The following is a 17,864-nucleotide window of genomic DNA, read 5'->3' as shown; positions in this document are numbered from 1 at the left end:
TGGCACCTCTCCTGCGTGCTGCCCGGCGGCGCGGCGGCGGGGGAGGCCGTCGGGGGAAGCCGCCGGAAGTCACTGGTGATCACTTGCGATCACCGAGCCTGTGCCCGGGGAACGGATGCATCCGGCGGGAGGCTTGCGGCTGTCGGCCGGTTGTGACAGAAACACTGCGAAAAGGAGACATGCGTGACGAAGGCGGTACGGATCTCACTCGCCTGACCGAATCCGCGGCGGCCGTGTGGGGGCCGCGGGCGTCAGACCCCGCAGGAGCGGAGGAAGCGGCGGGTCCGTTCGGCGATCGGGTACGGCCGGTCCGGCTCGCACGGGTACATGTCCTGCTCGACGATGGCGAACAGGTCCACGTCCAAGGCCCGCGCCGCGGCCAGCACAGGTTCCAGCGCCGGCACCCCGGCCGGCGGCTCGCACATCACGCCCCGCGCCACCGCCGGACCGAACGGCACCTCGTCGGCGACGACCTCGGCCAGCACCTCCGGATCGACCTGCTTGAGGTGGAGGTAGCCGATCCGCTCGCCGTACGTCTCGATCAGCTTCACGCTGTCGCCGCCGCAGTAGGCGTAGTGCCCGGTGTCCAGGCACAGCGACACGTCGCGGGAGTCGGTCGCGTCGAGGAACCGGGTCACGTTCTCCTCGCTGTCGAGATGGGTGTCGGCGTGCGGGTGGACGACGATCCGCAGGCCGTACCGCTCCCGGACCTCGCGGCCGAGCCGCTCGGTCAGGCCGGTCAGCTGCCGCCACTGCGCGGCCGTGAGGGTGCGGTCCTCCAGGACCGCGCCGGTCTTGTCGTCGCGCCAGAAGGAGGGGATCACGACCAGGTGTTCCGCGCCCATCGCCTGGGCGAGCGCGGCGTTCTCGGCCACGTGGACCCAGGTGCGGTCCCACACGTCCGGGCCGTGGTGCAGCCCGGTGAACACGGTCGCCGCCGACACCCGCAGCCCCCGGTGGGCCGTCTCCTCGGCGAGCACGGCCGGGTCGGTGGGCAGATAGCCGTACGGGCCGAGCTCGATCCACCGGTAGCCGGCGCCCGCCACCTCGTCGAGGAACCGCTGCCACGGCACCTGCCGCGGATCGTCCGGGAACCAGACACCCCAGGAGTCCGGGGCGGAACCGACCCGGATGCGGGACGGCGGCGTCGGGTTCGTCGGGTTCGTCATGAACGCCACCTTGACGGCGTTTCCGGAGAGTCGTCAAGCATCGCGGGGCCACCGGGCGAGGTGGGCGGCGCGGGTCCGGAAGCGAGGGGATGGCGTTGACACGGCCCCGGGCCGTGGATAGATCTGGAGGCGTGGGCCCGGTGGGGCAGGCGGGGCCGTGGCGAGAGGTGGCAGGGCATGGCGTCGAAGCCGTACGAACAGTCATATGCCGCACCGAACGACGGGCCGCGCCCGGCATATGACCGACCGGAGACCGGGCCGGGGACCGGGCCGGAGGTCGAGTCGGAGACCGTACCGCGCGACAGGCCGACGGACGGACCGGCGGACGGACCGATCGACGGGCCGTACGACCTGATCACGATGGGCCGGCTCGGCGTCGACCTCTATCCGCTGCGCGGCGGAGTGACCCTGGACCGGGTCGAGACCTTCGGCCGGTTCCTCGGCGGCTCCCCGGCCAACGTCGCCGTCGCCGCGGCGCGGCTCGGCCGGACCACCGCGCTCGTGAGCCGGACCGGAGCCGACCCGTTCGGCACGTATCTCCGACGCGAACTGTGCGGATTCGGAGTGGACCCGCGCTGGGTGACCGAGGTCCCGGAGCAGTCCACGCCGCTCACCTTCTGCGAGATCTTCCCGCCCGACCACTTCCCGATCCACTTCTACCGCCGCCCCAAGGCCCCCGACCTGGAGATCCGCCCGCACGAACTCGACCTGCCCGCCCTCGGCGCCGCCCGCGCCTTCTGGATGACCGGCACCGGACTGAGCGCCGAACCGAGCAGGACGGCCACCCTGACCGCGCTGCGGTCCCGGGCCGAGCGGGCCCCGGCCGCCGGCGAGGACGCGTTCACCGTCTTCGACCTGGACTGGCGCCCCGCCCTCTGGGACGGCGACACCCCCGCCGACCAGGCCCGCCCGCTCTACCGGGAGGCGCTGCGGTACGCCACGGTCGCCGTCGGCAACGCGGAGGAGTGCGCCGTCGCCACCGGCGAGCACGAACCGCACGCCGCCGCCCGTGCCCTGCTCGCCACGGGCGTGCGCCTCGCCGTCGTCAAACAGGGCCCCAAGGGTGTCCTCGCGCTCGCCGCCGACGGCACCTTCGCCGAGGTCCCGCCGCTCCCGGTTGACGTCGTCAACGGCCTCGGCGCGGGCGACGCGTTCGGCGGCGCGCTCGTCCACGGTCTGCTGGCCGGCTGGGACCTGGAACGGACACTGCGGTACGCGGGCGCGGCCGGCGCGATCGTCGCGGGCCGGCTCGCCTGTTCCACCGCCATGCCGTACGACGCCGAGATCGCCCGCGCCCTGGCCGACGGCACCGGGTCGATCCCCGAGCCCCCGGATCCGGGAGACCCCGAGCGCGCCCCGGACCCCGCCCCCGAGATCACCCGGAACCCGGGCCGCCCCCGGTGAGCGCGCCGGGACAACGGGTAGGCACCCCACCATGAACACCACGCGGCCCCCGCACCGCCTCCACCTCCCGGCCGGCAGCGCCGCCCGCGGCCCGTACGCCGTCGACGTCGACCCCGCGCGGGCCGGCTGGACGTACGGCGCGCTGCGCGTACTCGACTTGCCGCCCGGCGGAACGCACGAGTTCGAGACAGGTGTCTGTGAATGGGTGGTGCTTCCCCTGTCCGGGAGAGGTACGGTGCGCGCAGACGGGGAAGACTTCGAACTCGCGGGCCGGTCAAGCGTGTTCGAGGGTGTCTCGGACTTCGCCTACGTGCCCGCGGACTCCCGTGTCCAGATCGCCTCCGGTGCGGGAGGCCGCTTCGCTTTGGCAGGAGCGAGGTGCGAGCGCAGACTCCCCGCCCGCTACGGCCCCGCGCCGGAGGTCCCCGTCGAGACACGCGGCAGCGGCAACCGCGCCCGCCAGGTGCGCAACTTCGCGGCGGCGGGCGTCTTCCCCTGCGACCGGCTGATCGCCGTCGAGGTGATCACCCCCGGCGGCAACTGGTCCTCCTACCCGCCGCACAAGCACGACGAGCACCGCCCCGGCGAGGAGTCCGTCCTGGAGGAGATCTACTACTACGAGGTGGCCGGGCCGCCGCACGGCTACGCCTACCAGCGCGTCAGCCCGTCCCGCCCGGGCGGCGCCGAACTCCTCGCCGAAGTCCGCACGGGGGACGCCGTCCTCGTCCCCGACGGCTGGCACGGCCCGTCCATCGCCCAGCCCGGGCACGACCTCTACTACCTGAACGTCATGGCCGGACCGGGCCCCGAGCGGGAGTGGCGGATCCGCTTCCACCCCGACCACACGGAGGGATACCAGTGACGCGTTCCACCGTCGCCCAGGCCCTGGTGCGCTTCCTCGCCGCGCAGTACACCGAGCGCGACGGCGTCCGGCGCCGCTTCATCACCGGCACCTGGGGCATCTTCGGGCACGGCAACGTCGCCGGGATCGGCCAGGCGCTCGTCGAGTACCCCGGCCTCATGCCGTACCACCAGGGCCGCAACGAGCAGGCCATGGTGCACGCGGCCGTCGGCTACGCCCGCCAGTCGAACCGCCTGCGGACGCACGCCGTGACCACCTCCATCGGCCCCGGCGCCACCAACCTCGTCACCGGCGCGGCCCTCGCCACCGTCAACCGGCTGCCCGTCCTCCTCCTTCCCGGCGACACCTTCGCGACCCGCCCCGCCGACCCCGTCCTCCAGCAGCTCGAAGTCCCCTACGCGGGCGAGGTGTCCGTCAACGACTGTCTGCGCCCCGTCTCGAAGTACTTCGACCGCGTCACCCGCCCCGAGGCCCTGATCCCGGCCGCGCTCGCCGCCCTGCGGGTCCTCACCGACCCGGCCGAGACCGGCGCCGTCACCCTCGCCCTGCCGCAGGACGTACAGGCGGAGGCCTACGACTGGCCGGAGGAGTTCTTCGCCGAACGGACCTGGACCGTCCGCCGGCCCCGGCCCGACGCCGCCGAACTCGACGCCGCCGCCGAGGCGGTACGGAAGGCCCGGCGCCCGATGATCATCGCGGGCGGGGGAGTGAAGCACAGCGCCGCCGAGGACGCCCTGCGCACCCTCGCCGAGCGGGTCTGCCTGCCCGTCGCCACCACCCAGGCCGGCAAGGGCGTCCTGCCGTGGGACCACCGCTGCGACGCCGGCGGCATCGGCCACACCGGCACCGGCACCGCCAACGCGCTCGCCCGCACCAGCGACCTCGTCATCGGCGTCGGCACCCGCTACACCGACTTCACCACCGCCTCCGGCACCCTCTTCCGCCCCGGCACCCGCTTCCTCAACCTCAACATCACCGGCGTCGACGCCCACAAGCAGGCCGCCACCCTGCCGCTCGTCGCCGACGCCCGCGAAGGACTCACCGCGCTCACCGAGGCCCTCGGCGACCACCAGCAGCATGCCGTGCAGTGGACCTTCTCCAAGCAGGACTGGCAGGAGCGGACCGACGCCGCCTACGCCGCGCCCGACCCGCGCGCCCGTCCCACCCAGATCCAGGTGCTCGGCGCCCTCGACGCCCTGGTCACCGCCGACGACATCCTGATCAACGCGGCCGGTTCGCTCCCCGGCGACCTGCACCGGCTGTGGCGGGTCCGCTCCAGCGACCAGTACCACGTCGAGTACGGCTACTCCTGCATGGGCTACGAGATCCCGGCCGCCATCGGCGTCGCCCTCGCCGCGCCCGGCCGGCCCGTCTGGGCACTCGTCGGCGACGGCACGTACCTGATGAACCCCACCGAACTCGTCACCGCCGTCCAGGAGGAACTCCCGATCAAGGTGGTGATCCTCCAGAACCACGGCTACGCCTCCATCGGCGGCCTGTCGGAGGCGGTCGGCGCCGAGCGGTACGGCACCGACTACCGCCGCCGCGACCCCGACGGCGGCTTCACCGGCCCGCCGCTGCCCGTCGACCTGGCCGCCAACGCCGCCTCCCTCGGGATGCGCGTGCTCCGCGCCCACACCATGCGTGACCTGCGGGAAGCCCTCGCGGACGCGCGGGAGGCGACGGTTCCCACATGTGTCTACGTCGAGACCGAAACGGCAGACAGTGTGTCGGGCGCGCCCCCCGCCCCGGCGTGGTGGGATGTGCCCGTGGCCGCGACGTCGACCCGTCCGTCGGCGGTCAAGGCCCGCGAGGAGTACGAACGGCACGTCACCGCCCGACGCCGCCATCTCTGAAGGAGTAACTCGTCATGACGAAGACCGTCCACCACTGGATCGGTGGCAAGACCGTCGAGGGCACGTCGGGCAACTGGGGCCCGGTCACCGACCCGGCCACCGGCGCCGTCACCACGCGGGTGGCGCTCGCGTCCACCGAGGAGGTCGACACGGCGGTCGCCGCCGCCAAGGCCGCCTTCGAGACCTGGGGCACTTCCTCGCTGGCCCAGCGCACCACGATCCTGTTCAAGTTCCGCGCGCTGCTCGACGCCAACCGCGACGCCATCGCCGAGCTGATCGTCGCCGAGCACGGCAAGGTCCACTCCGACGCCCTCGGCGAGGTCGCCCGCGGCCTGGAGATCGTCGACCTGGCCTGTGGCATCACCACCCAGCTCAAGGGCGAGCTGTCCACCCAGGTCTCCAGCCGGGTGGACGTCGCCTCGATCCGCCAGCCGGTGGGCGTGGTGGCGGGCATCACCCCGTTCAACTTCCCGGCCATGGTGCCGATGTGGATGTTCCCGGTCGCCATCGCGTGCGGCAACACCTTCGTGCTCAAGCCGAGCGAGAAGGACCCGTCGCCGTCCCTGAAGATCGCCGAGCTGCTGGCCGAGGCCGGCCTGCCGGACGGCGTCTTCAACGTCGTCCACGGTGACAAGGTCGCCGTCGACCGCCTCCTGGAGCACCCGGACGTCTCCGCGATCTCCTTCGTCGGCTCGACCCCGATCGCCCGCCACATCCACACCACGGCCTCCGCCAACGGCAAGCGCGTTCAGGCGCTCGGCGGCGCCAAGAACCACATGCTGGTGCTGCCCGACGCCGACCTCGACGCGGCCGCCGACGCCGCCGTCTCCGCGGCCTACGGCTCGGCCGGCGAGCGCTGCATGGCGATCTCCGCCGTCGTCGCCGTCGGCTCGGTCGGCGACGAGCTGGTCCAGAAGATCCGCGAGCGCGCCGAGAAGATCAAGATCGGCCCCGGCAACGACCCGACCTCCGAGATGGGCCCGCTCATCACGGCCGTCCACCGCGACAAGGTCGCCTCCTACGTGCACGGCGCGGCGGCCGAGGGCTGCGAGGTCGTCCTCGACGGTTCGGCGTACACCTACGAAGGGGCCGGCCACGAGAACGGCCACTGGATCGGCCTCTCCCTGCTCGACCACGTCCCGACCACCGCGGCCGCCTACCGCGACGAGATCTTCGGCCCGGTCCTGTGCGTGCTGCGCGCCGAGACGTACGAGGAGGGCCTGGCCCTCATCAACGCCTCCCCGTTCGGCAACGGCACCGCCGTCTTCACCCGCGACGGCGGCGCCGCCCGCCGCTTCCAGATGGAGGTCCAGGCGGGCATGGTCGGCGTCAACGTGCCGATCCCGGTCCCGGTGGGCTACCACTCCTTCGGTGGCTGGAAGGACTCGCTCTTCGGCGACCACCACATCTACGGCACCGACGGCGTGCACTTCTACACCCGCGGCAAGGTCGTCACCACCCGCTGGCCCGACCCGGCCGACGCCCCGACGGGCGTCGACCTCGGCTTCCCGCGCAACCACTGACACTCCGCCTGCCCGGCGCCCCTGACGACAGCAGCCTCCCCGGCGCCCGTCGACAACGAGGCGCCCGCCATCTCCTGGGAGAGGGCGGGCGCCTCGTTGTCGTGCCGTCAGCCGGTGAACACCGCGACGATGGCCGCGAGGAGGGTGCCGCCGATCAGGACGACCGGACCGCTGACCGCCCAGTGGCCCCAGCGAGGAGCCCGCGCCGCCGCCCCGATCACCGCGGCGACGGCGAGCAACGGCGGAGCGGCGGCCACCGCCAGCTGCCTATAGCCGTGCCGCTCCACGTCACCGCGCGTCAGCCCCACCTCGGGATCCGGAGTGGACGTGAACGTCGGCGCCTCCGCCTCGATCAGGTGGATGCCGCGGGCGGCGAGCCACAGTGCGATCAGCGCGTAGAACCCGAGCGCGACCACGGGCAGGACAACGCGAACAGCAATCACATGAACCTACTCAGGGCTTGGGCGTATCCGTACCACAGCCTCCAGGCGAAGTTCCGGTTGACTGCTGCGCAGTATCTGTTGCGGCTGCACGACGTATTATTCGGCCCCCAGGCACTGAGACGCCGCCCTATTCTCTCGTCCTCGAAGCGGCCCGCGAACTCCGCCTTCGATATTGCGACGGGGCCCTACACGTGGGCTGTTACGGGTTCTGGGGGCCCCTCGGACTTCGGTGTTGAAGCAGCCTTCGAAGACCTTCGACGATGAGACCTGTGCCCACAAGAATGGCAAAGATTGAGTAGGGGACCATGGCGATGACGTCGGAGAGGTACAGGGCAAGGAGCGCAATGCCTACGGCAATTGCGCCGTATGAAGTCCATCGGTTCATGGTGACTCCAGTGGGTGCTGAGGATGTACGCGGGGAGGGGCGGGGGGGGTACGCCCCACCCCTCCTAGGGCTTAGTTCATGGTCCGCCACAAGCGCATGTTCCTGTAGGAACGCCAGCCACGGTAAGTTCTCACCCGTCGGTAAGCGGAGCCAGCGAACTTACCAGACCGCCCAACCTTGATGGCATTGGTCCATGTGCGGCCGAAGAAGCCTCCAGCAGCTCCCCAGCCAGCCGCCGATACCGTACCTCGCCAGGTCTTCCGGCCCGAACTTCCCCAGTAGCCCATGGCTCCAACGGCGGCCCCCGCCGCTATGCCGCAGACGATGGACACACCACATCCAAGTGCAGCGGCTACGCCGACGCCGATGGCGCCGACCTTCCAGACCGTGCGCCAGCCGCCCCAGCGAACGACCTTGTTCTTCCTGATTCGGTTCCACCCCTTCGTGAACCAGTTCTTCCCATCAAGGTCGAATTGGTTGATGGGGTCGGCTGGGTAGCCGTAGCGGTTGTCTCCGCCGCCGTAGACAGGGTCGAGCGACAGGAAGCGTCCGGTCTGCGGGTTGTAGAGGCGGGCGCCCATGAGGGTGAGGCCGGTGAGGGTTTCGGCGGAGCGTTGCTTTGCGCCGAGCCAGTTGTAGCGGGTGACCGGCTGGCCCGTGCGGGGGTTGCCGTACTCGTCGGCGTCCAGTGCCACCGGGGCCTTGCTCGTGTCCAGCGGCAGCTGGAGGGCCACGTCGCCGTGGATGGTGGTCAGCTGGAGCGTGGTGTCGCCGGTCTTGCTGGTAGTGGCGGCGAGGTCCCCGCTGGCGGACTCGACATTGCGGGTCAGCGTGCCGGTGGCGGTGTCCTCGGTGATCCAGCGAGGGTTGTCGCCGTCGCTGTCGTAGTGGTTGAGCTTGGATCCGGTCTGGGTCCAGGTGGTGCCGCTGCCGGTCTCGGTCTTCCAGGAGCGGAAGCGCAGGGCGGCGTCGAGCTGCCAGGTCTGGCGCTGGCCTTTCGCGGTCTGCTGGTAGGCGAGGTCGTTGGCGTAGTAGCCAAGGGTGCTGCCGGGCAGAGCGGTGGTGCGGCCGAACGCGTCGTAGGTGTAGCCGGTGTCGACGAGGCGGTCGGCGCTGTCGTAGGTGTGGCTGGTGGTGGTTCCGCCTGTGGTGGTGCAGTCGAGGCCGGGGGTGCCGACCGTGGTGGTGCGGGTCTTGCGGTTGGCTCGGTTGTCGAAGGTGTAGGTCCGGTTGGTGCAGATGGTGTCGGCGGTGTCTTCGACGGTGGTGAGGCGGCCGGTGGTGTCGTAGCGGTAGGTCTGGTCGGACCAGCCGGCGTGGCTGGTGACCTGGCCGTGGATGGACTCGGTCACGGTGTCCGCGTAGACGAGGGTGCCGTCGCTGTCGCGCTTGTAGGCGCGGTCCAGCGTGGCGCCGGTGGTGTCCTCGGTGGTGGTGAGGGTGTAGCCGCCGGGCAGCTTCTCGCTCGCCACGGAGCCGTCTTCGTCGTACGTGGCCTGGAAGGCGCCGGCGACGGAGTCGGTGGTCTTCGTGGCCAAACCGCGCGGCTCAGCTGCGTGGTCGTAGGTGTAGGTGACGGTCGAGGGCGCGTTGTCGGTGGCCTTGACCGGGCGGTTGAGCAGGTCGTACTCGGTGGTGGTGACACCGCCGTCGGCGTCCGTGTAGGACATCTGGCGGCCGAGCTTGTCGAACGTCTTGGTGATGGTGCCGCCGGTCGGGGAGACCGTCTTGACGGCCTGGCCGGTGGCCGGGTCGTACTCAATCGTGGATTCCGGGACGGCCTGGCCTATTCCGCCGGTGAGCGCGGTCTTGGTGGGCCGGCCGGCGTTGTCGTAGGTGGTCGTGGTGGTGCGGGTAATGGAGTTGGCGGTCTCGGTGACCTTGGCCGGGTTGCCCCACCAGTCGTACTCGGTGGTGGTGGTCGGCAGCTGGGCCGGGTTCGAACCGCCGCCGGTGATCGTGCCGGCCGGGCCGGTGGAACAGACCTGGTCGGCCCACTCCGGGCGGCCGGCGCAGGCGCCGGTGCCGGTCGCGGACCAGTAGGTGGTCACCCGGGTCGCGGCGTCGGTGCCGGTGGCACCGGGCAGCAGTTGCTTGGTGACGCGGCCCTGGTCGTCGTACCCGGTGGTCTCGGTGATCGCGACACCACCGGGGTCCTTGACCGTCTGAGTGGCCAGGCCCTTGACCCAGTCGTACACCGTCTGGGTGGACCGGGCCTCTCCGAGCACGGTCGGGTGCTCACGCACCTGGGCGCCGGTGGTGACCTTGGTGACCTGGTCCTTGACCTTGGCGGTGCCGTCGGTGGGGCGGCCGGCGTCGTACTCGTTGACCGTCCACGAACGGGCGGTCACCGGGGTGCCGGTGGGGACGAGGGTGGTGGTGCCGGACTTCAGGTCGGCGGTGAGGTCGATCCGGCGCAGCGGGCCGAATTCTTCGAGTTCGCGGGTGCCGTTGTCGTTGTAGACCGACTTGGTCGCGAGCAGGTCGGCGCGCTCGGCGCTGGTGCGCTGGGCGATGCCGAGTTCGGCCTGGGCGGCCTTGTCGGCGGTGCTGATGCCCAGGGCGATCGCGCGGTTGCCGGCGCTCAGTTCGCGGACGGTGTTGCCGAAGCGGTCGTACTCCGTGGTGGAGATGTGGCCGCCTGGGGTGACGCTGTTGACCGGACGTCCGGAGACGCCCATGTAGGTGACGTTGGCGCGTGTGTAGGAGGCGGCGGTCAGGCCGCTGCCGGCGTTGGACGCGGGCACGGAGTCCGCGGGGAAGACGGCGGTCGCGTCGGTCGGAGCGTCGAGCTGGCCCCACGTCCTCACGTCAGCCGCGCCCATCTTGTACGGGGCGGTGGTGCCGGTCAGCGGCACGTCGTAGACGATCGAGGTGGCGGCGGTGCCTTCCTGGACGTCGGCGGCGCCCTGCTTCAGACCGGAACGGGACACCTTGAGGAGCATGCCGTCACCGGCCGTGGCAGCATTTCCCGCTTTGCCGTAGGTGAAGGTCCAGGGCAGTTCCCCGGCCGGCGTCAGGCCGGTGACCCTGCCCGCCGCGTCGTAGGCGTATTCGGTCTTCAGCGCCGGGCTGATCTGCGGGTTCCACGTCTGGCGCAGGCGGCCGGACGCGTCGTAGGCGTACGTCTGCACGGCCTTGGCCGTGGCCGCGGCGGCGCCGGGCTCGGTGGACCACAGACGGATCTCCTTCACCTGGCCGATGAAGTCCGCGAAGACGGCCTCGGTGGCGGTGGTGGAGGTGGCGTAGACGAACTCCAGTGCCCGGCAGCCCTTGGTGGAGGGCGTCGCCGTGCACGTGGCGGCCGACGCGGCCGAGGTCGGGGCGATGACACGCTTGGGCCGGACCAACTTCTTGCCGTCCACGGTCACCGTCTCGGACACGACCGTGGTGGTGGAGTTGGACAGCCCGTCCAGCAGAGTGGAGGACACCTGCCAGGTGGTGGCGGCAGCGTCGGGCTTGGTGAACTGGGTGACCGTGCCCTCGGTGTCGGTCAGGGTGAACGAGCCCGTGACGCTACCCGTCAGCGTCAGGTCCTCGGCACCGGTCTCGGGGATCCAGCCGGTCTTCGCCGCGTTGGCGGTGAAGTGCGTCTCCTCGCCCTCGGAATCGACGATGGCGACCGCCGTGTCGGAGATCCGGCGGATGTGGGAGTAGTCGGACTCGGTCGCTTCGGCGACGGTGCCGGAGACCCACTCCTTGCCGAAGATCGGCGCCTGGCCCTCCTGCGTGGCCCCCTTGTCCGGAGTGCGGGAGGCGGCCGTACGGGACACGGACAGCCCAAAGGCGGAGGCATCGCCCGCGGAGAGCGTGTAGTCACCCGTGAGCAGGTTCACCGAACCGGGACCGGCTGACTCGCTCGCGGCACCAGAGGCGTTGCGGTCGACGACGACGGAGAGCGGCTCGGTGCTGCCGGTCGCGGAGTTCGGGCCGGTGAAATCGGCCTTGATCTGCACGGTGCCGTCCGGGTTGACGGTGTCGGTGGCGTTCCACACGAGCGGGCTGTTCTTCCCGCCCGTCATGGCCACCGGCCACGCGGTCAGCGCGGTGCCGCCCGAGGTGACCTGACCGGCCGGAATCTGCACCCAGGGGTCGGCCTCGGAGCGGCGCCAGGAGAAGGACACCGCGTTGAACTTGCCGCCGTCGGCCTCGGCCACGAGGGGCAGACGGCGGGCGGTGCGCTCACCGTCGCTCGGCTGGACAAAGCCACCAGGTCCGGCGTGGAAGGTGTACTCGACCGGTTCGGACTTGTTGTCGGCCTTGTCGACCTGCCGCACCTGAAGGGTGTGGGTGCCGTTCTTCGGCGGGGTGACGCTGATGGCCTTGGCCGCGGTCGAGCCGCTGGTGGCGACCTTGGTCCAGGTCACGCCGTCCAGGGACCGAGCCAGTTGTGGTCGGTGCCGGTCGGGGTGACGGTGAAGGTGCCGGCCTGGCCGGCGCCCTTGACCCAGGACGTGGACGGGTAGTCCGTCGACGTGATGCCGGTGGGCGCGACGGGCGGGAGGGTGTCGACCGTGAAGGTCTTCCACTCCGACCAGCCGGTGATGTAGTGCGTGCCGTCATACGGCGACGTGCGGAACTTGTACGTCTTGCCGTTCGCGAGCACGCCGGCCGGAACGGTCACGGAGGCGACCTGTCCGGAGTTCACCCAGGGAGAGACGATGACGTTGCCGACCTGGGCGTTGGTGGCCGAGTCGAAGATCTGGAAGGTGCCGTTGACCTTGTCACCGTTGGGATCGACGAAGGTATCCCGCAGCGTCGGGGTGAGCGTGTTGACCACGTAGGCGCCGCTGTAGGAGAAGAACGGCGGACCCGCCTCCTGCTTGGTGCCCGTGCGTGGCCGGTAGTTGTAGGTGACCGTCAGCTTCGGCGGGTTGGACGCGGCGTTGGCGGAGTTGACCCGCTTCCACTGACCCGTGTTGTCCTCATCGGGAGCGCGCAGGCCCATGTGGGACTTGGCGGCCTTGGCCGACGCCCACTCCTGCACCATCGTGGTGACGTCGGCGTTGATCCAGCCATCGGGCTGCGAGGTGCAGGAGGCGTTGCCCCGGGTCTCCGTGGACGTCGCCTTCTCCGCGATCCAGGCCGGCTCGGCCGTCCACCGCGAGGATGTCGACGCGGCGCCGGCGGACCACACCGACCAGGACTGGTTCGGGCACGAGGTGCCGGTGTAGTTGCCGGAGTGGAAGTTCCACAGCGACAGCTTCGCGTCCATCACCAGCGCGTCGGAGATCGGCGTGGTGTTCCAGGAAATGAAGGAATGGGCCGTGCGCGGGGTACCGTCGGCGTCGTTCTTCGTACCCGGGTTGCCGAGGTCGAGCTCGACATCATTCGACCAGTCGACCGTCTCACCCTGCTGGACATAGGTGTCGAACACGTTCGACAGCGACGAAGCCGAAGGGTCGACCGTCACCGGGTACTTCGTCGCCGGGTTGGCCAGGAACTTCGCGTCCGGGGTGAGGACCAGGTCCACACCGTCCTTGACCTTGACGATCTTCATCGCGACAGCGGCCCGGCGGGTGTGCTCACCGGAGGCCGGGTCCACGGTCGCATCCCACATCACTGGGGCGGGCATGACCGCGGTCTTCTTCGACTTCTTGTCGGTGAACAGCACGCTGCCGTCCGGCTGCTGCTCGGCCTTCAGTCCCTTGGTCCTCAGCGGCAGGGTGTAGGAGAAGCCGTCCTTCCCGGGCTTCTCCTTGACCTCGACGAACTGCTCGAAACCCATCCGGGTGGACTCGACCACCACGTCCGCACCGGGCACCGCGTTCTCGTACGTCGCGCGGGTTCCGTCGATGGCCGGCGCGGGCAGTCCCCCTCGCCACTGCAGCGTGATCGCCCCGTCGCCCTGTCCCAAGGTGACCAGGTCCGTGGCCGGCTCGGACTGCGCCGCCTTCAGCGAACGTGCGGGAGTGCCCGACTTGCCCGCGAGCCGCAATCCCAGCGGATGCGCCTTCGCCGCGACCGAACCATCCCCGAGCTCTGCGAGCTCGACATCGACGTCACGCCAGTCCCCGCTGAGCTCGTCCTTGAACCGGACCGGACCGGCAGCCAGCTCGGTGGTGAGCGAACCATCCTTGTTCGCCCAGGTCGTCGACGTCTCCGTCCGCTCCGACAACGCCTCAACCCGCTGCCCGGACAACCGGGCCGCCACACGAGCCGAGGGGATATCCGCTGCCTGCGCGGCGGCCGGCTTCTTCGGCGCGGCAACTGGCCCAGCCGGCGCCGCGGCCGTGGCACTCACGCCATCGAGGAGGGCAACGGATAAGGCAAGGGACAGGCTGCCCGCAATGTAGCGCAGGCTCCTTCCTGACCAGATGCGCCCGCGCTCCGCCGGCGCGGGTGGATTCATCTTCACTGATCCTCAACCTCTCAATTACATGATAATTACAAATGTGATCCAATCGCGAGTGAAGTGGAAAGGTAAAGATCGTAAAATGGCCAATCGGCACTCGCCCGATAGGTCTCGTGGTTGGCCCGAGGCGCGGAGGGGGCTGTTGCGCGCCCGCAGCGCAGTCGACGGCCCTGCGCGAGGGGAACTGCATGCCTTCGCGCCGACTGTTCGATGTGCAGCCCCGGCGAGCTCGCGCTGCACCGGCGCGCCGAACAACCGCATGCCGGGTCGCGTTTGCTGTAGGAAGTGACCAGCGTCTGCGGAACGTCCGGGAGCGATGATGCGCCAGAACGCCCCCTCGCTCATGAGGAAGCGACCGGCCCGCCGCCGCGTGCCCGCCGCCCCTGGATAAAGTGTGCGAACCCCGGGATCCCGGGGGGCGTTTACCGGATGGGGTGGGGACATGGCGAAGCACCGGCTGTCGAAGAGAGGCCGTTACATAGCCTTGGCGACGACGGGCGTCGCCGTTGTCGTCGGTGCCGGGTTCGCGGCGCAGACCTCGATGGCCGCGACGGTGTGGCCGGCGCAGAAGACGTACACGGGCCGGGCGTTCGACGCCTGCGCGGCGCCCTCGCTCAGCGCGATGACGGCGTGGAAGAAGGACGGCTACTACAGCGGTGTCGCCGTCTATATCGGCGGCAAGAACCGCGGATGTACCCAGGCCAATCTGACGAAGTCCTGGGTGAAGTCGATCGACACGCTCGGCTGGAAGGTCATCCCGCTGTACGTCGGCGCGCAGCCGCCGTGCCAGCAGAGCGGGAACAAGGAGAGGTTCACCGCCGCCACCGCGGCCTCGGTCGGGGCCGCCAACGCCAACGACGCGGTCGCGAAGGCGGCGGCGCTCGGGATGAAGCCGGGTAGCCCGATCTACCTCAACATGGAGTCGTACGACATCACGAACAAGGCGTGCAACGACGCCACCCTCACCTACGTGAGGTCCTTCACCAAGACCCTGCGTGCCAAGACCTACCGGGCCGGTCTCTACGGGTTCAGCAGCTCCAGCGCCAAGGCGATCGCCACCGCCAAGGACCGTACGGACCTCCCGGGCAACCTCTGGTACGCGCTGTGGAACGGTCAGGAGACCACCACCAAGGACTGGCCCTGGGACCCGAAGCTGTACACCGACCACAGCCGCGGTCACCAGTACAAGGCCAACAGCAAGGAAACCCGCGGCGGTTACACCATCAACGTCGACCGCAACGCCTGGGACGCCCCGGTCGCCATCGTCGGCTGACGGCGGCGCCAGGTTTCGTCGAGCGGGATGGCCCGGCAGGGGGGAACCAGCCGGGTCAGTCCCGCGGCACCGGAAATATGCCTTTTTACGTACCATCGACCGCGTAGAGCGGGCCCGGAGCAGGTGTGCGCGGGACCTGTCGGATTGACGCGCACCGTCGGACAGGGGATCGGGCCGCCGCGGGGAGCCGCGGACATCGCCGTTCTTTGTTCATTCTCGTTCGTCTTGAGGGGTGGGGCTGCGTGAAGCGGCGTCGAATATGGGGAACGGCCGCTGTGGCCGTCGCCGGTGTGACCGGTGTGCTGGTCTTCCAGGGGGTCACCGGCAACGCCGATGCCCCGGCTGGAGCGGAGGGTACGACGGGGCCGGTGAGTACGCGGGGGCAGACCGCGCCGCTGACCGCGAGCACGGACGGGCGCAGCGCCTCGCTCGCGCGGCGGGAGACCGAGCCGTTCAGCATGCTCGGGGTGACGTGGACCGACCCGACCGCGCGCGTCAAGGGCACGGTCGAGGTCCGTACCCGGGCGGTGGGCTCGGGGAAGTGGTCGTCCTGGCTGCGGCTGGACGGTGACAGCGGTCAGGGCGAGCGAGGTGCCGCGCGCGGCGGCACCGAACCGGCCTGGGTCGGGCCGTCCGACGGCGTCGAGGCACGGATGACCTCGGCCGGCAAGACGTCGGCGGGGCTGCCCGCCGGACTGCGCCTCGACATGGTCGACCCCGGCAAGGGGAGCGTGAAGTCCATGACTCCGGCGGCCTTCGCCGTCGAGGGGACCGAGGAGCCCACGCCGTCCGGCACCGAGTCCACGGACCCCGGCCCGGACGCGACCGGCACCCCGGAGACGCCCGCCACCGGTGAACCGACGAGCGAGCCGCCGACCAGCACGCCGGACACCGGGACCGAGCCGCCGACCACGACGCCTTCCACCTCCGCGTCCCCGACCGACGGTCCGACGGACGGCCCGACCGGGACCGCGACGCCGACCACGAGCCCGAGCCCGTCCGCGACGACCCTGCCTCCGGCGCCGCCCTCTACCGCCCCGCGGCCGCCGATCACGTCGCGGGCCGGATGGGGCGCGGACGAGTCGATCAGCCCGGAGGAGCCCGGTTACCTGCCCGGCGGCAAGATCAAGGCGGTCGTCGTGCACCACACGGCCGAGTCCAACACGTACACCTGCGCGGACGCCCCCGCGGTGGTGCGCGGCATCTACGCGTACCACGTCAAGCAGCTGGGCTGGAAGGACATCGGCTACAACTTCCTCGTGGACAAGTGCGGCACGGTCTACGAGGGCCGCAAGGGCGGTGTCGACCAGCCCGTCCAGGGCGCGCACGCCTACGGCTTCAACTCCGAGACCACCGGCATCTCGGTCCTGGGCACCTACACCGACGCCGCCCCCTCGCAGGCGGCGATGGTCTCGGTCGCCCGGATCGCCGCGTGGAAGCTGGGCCAGTACGGAGTCGACCCGGCCGGTACGACCACGCTCACGGCGGGCGACGCGGGAACCAACTTCTTCGGCAAGTCCTGGGCCAAGGGTGCCCAGCTGTCGTTCCCCGTCATCCATGGCCACCGCGACGGTTACAACACCCAGTGCCCCGGCAACGCGTTCTACCCGCAGCTGGCCACCCTCCGCACCTGGGCCGGCGGCCCCGTCGCGGGCCTGACCGTGAAGTCGGTCACCGGCGCCGGACTGTCCGGTACGACGTACTACACCAAGTCCCGCGTCACGGTCGGCTGGTCGGCCACCACCCCGGCCTCGCTGATCAAGCAGTACGAACTGCTCGTCGACGGCAAGCCGGCGGTCACCGTCGCGGGCACCGCGACCTCCGCGTCCGCCACCCTCGCCGCGGGCACGCACACGGTGGCCGTGCGGGCCACCCACGTCTCCGGCAAGAAGACCACCAGCGCGGCGAAGACCGTGGTCGCGGAGACCACGGCGCCCACGTTCACCACCAAGCCCGCCCTGGCCCTGCGCACCGGCACGGTGAACACCACCGCCGTCCCGGTCACGCTGTCCTGGAAGGCCGCCGACAACAAGGCGCTGAAGGAGGTACGGCTGACCGCGCCGGCCGCCAAGACGTACGGCCCGACCGTCACCAGCGCCGCCCACACCGCCAAGTCCGGTGTCGCGACGGCGTGGAACATGACCGCCTACGACCAGGCGGGCAACACCGCGGGCGGGTCGGTCACGGCCACGCCGGTGATCCTCCAGGAGACCTCGGCCACCAGGTCCGGCACGTGGACGTCCAAGTCGTCCACCAGTTACCTCGGTGGCAAGTCCCTCAGCAGCTCCTCGAAGAACGCGTCCCTGACGTGGACGTTCACCGGCCGCTCGGCCACCTGGGTCGTGTCCCGCGCGGCCACCTCGGGCCAGGCGTACATCTACGTCGACGGCGTGAAGACCGCCACGGTCGATCTGAAGTCCGGCACCACCAAGTACCGCGACGCGATCTGGACCAAGACCTGGGCCACCAGCGGCAAGCACACCGTCAAGGTCGTCGTGGTCGGCACCAGCGGCCGTCCCACCCTCACCACCGACGGCCTCGTCTACCTCAAGTAGCCGTGCACGCTGGGCGGGGGTCCCACCCCCGCCCGGCAT

The 17,864-nt window shown here is 70.7% G+C and carries 8 protein-coding genes and 1 pseudogene; 6 read left to right on the top strand and 3 right to left on the bottom strand.

Annotated features, from left to right (window positions below; all coding sequences use genetic code 11):
• Nucleotides 1-251: 251 nt before the first annotated feature.
• A complete protein-coding gene (locus tag ABZ693_RS11035; protein WP_359875512.1) occupies nt 252-1,169 on the bottom strand; it encodes a sugar phosphate isomerase/epimerase family protein in 918 nt (305 codons plus the stop codon).
• Between the two features lie 333 nt (nt 1,170-1,502).
• Here ABZ693_RS11035 and iolC point away from each other — a divergent pair, with 333 nt between their 5' ends.
• Genes iolC through ABZ693_RS11015 form a run of 4 tightly spaced genes read left to right on the top strand, consistent with a single transcriptional unit; the run spans nt 1,503 to nt 6,814 of the window.
• The gene (iolC, locus tag ABZ693_RS11030; protein ID WP_359875533.1) at nt 1,503-2,573 is read left to right on the top strand and encodes a 5-dehydro-2-deoxygluconokinase; all 1,071 of its coding nucleotides are present in this window, start codon (nt 1,503-1,505) and stop codon (nt 2,571-2,573) included.
• Between the two features lie 31 nt (nt 2,574-2,604).
• Entirely contained in the window at nt 2,605-3,435 is an 831-nt protein-coding gene (gene iolB, locus ABZ693_RS11025; RefSeq protein WP_359875511.1) for a 5-deoxy-glucuronate isomerase, read from the top strand.
• Nucleotides 3,432-5,291, top strand: a complete 1,860-nt coding sequence (iolD, locus tag ABZ693_RS11020; protein ID WP_359875510.1) for a 3D-(3,5/4)-trihydroxycyclohexane-1,2-dione acylhydrolase (decyclizing) — start codon at nt 3,432-3,434, stop codon at nt 5,289-5,291. The genes iolB and iolD overlap by 4 nt, the downstream gene beginning before the upstream one ends.
• Nucleotides 5,292-5,305: 14 nt before the next feature.
• A complete protein-coding gene (locus ABZ693_RS11015; RefSeq protein ID WP_359875509.1) occupies nt 5,306-6,814 on the top strand; it encodes a CoA-acylating methylmalonate-semialdehyde dehydrogenase in 1,509 nt (502 codons plus the stop codon).
• Nucleotides 6,815-6,921: 107 nt separating this feature from the next.
• Here the strand turns inward: ABZ693_RS11015 and ABZ693_RS11010 are convergent, their stop codons facing one another.
• Both ABZ693_RS11010 and ABZ693_RS11005 read right to left on the bottom strand, forming a co-directional pair.
• Nucleotides 6,922-7,257 carry a hypothetical protein gene (locus tag ABZ693_RS11010; RefSeq protein WP_359875508.1) on the bottom strand — a complete coding sequence of 112 codons (336 nt, stop codon included), beginning with the start codon at nt 7,255-7,257 and terminating at the stop codon, nt 6,922-6,924.
• 456 nt (nt 7,258-7,713) lie between these two features.
• Nucleotides 7,714-13,994 (bottom strand): annotated as a pseudogene (locus ABZ693_RS11005) (DNRLRE domain-containing protein).
• 445 nt (nt 13,995-14,439) lie between these two features.
• Here ABZ693_RS11005 and ABZ693_RS11000 point away from each other — a divergent pair.
• Together ABZ693_RS11000 and ABZ693_RS10995 are read left to right on the top strand one after the other, a co-directional pair.
• Entirely contained in the window at nt 14,440-15,270 is an 831-nt protein-coding gene (locus tag ABZ693_RS11000; protein ID WP_359875507.1) for a glycoside hydrolase domain-containing protein, read from the top strand.
• 275 nt (nt 15,271-15,545) lie between these two features.
• The gene (locus ABZ693_RS10995) at nt 15,546-17,825 is read left to right on the top strand and encodes a peptidoglycan recognition protein family protein (protein ID WP_494485945.1); all 2,280 of its coding nucleotides are present in this window, start codon (nt 15,546-15,548) and stop codon (nt 17,823-17,825) included.
• Nucleotides 17,826-17,864 lie beyond the last annotated feature (39 nt).

Source organism: Streptomyces laurentii, assembly GCF_040635425.1.
Classification (GTDB): Bacteria; Actinomycetota; Actinomycetes; order Streptomycetales; family Streptomycetaceae; genus Streptomyces; species Streptomyces laurentii.
This window is presented reverse-complemented; position numbering and strand designations above follow the sequence as displayed.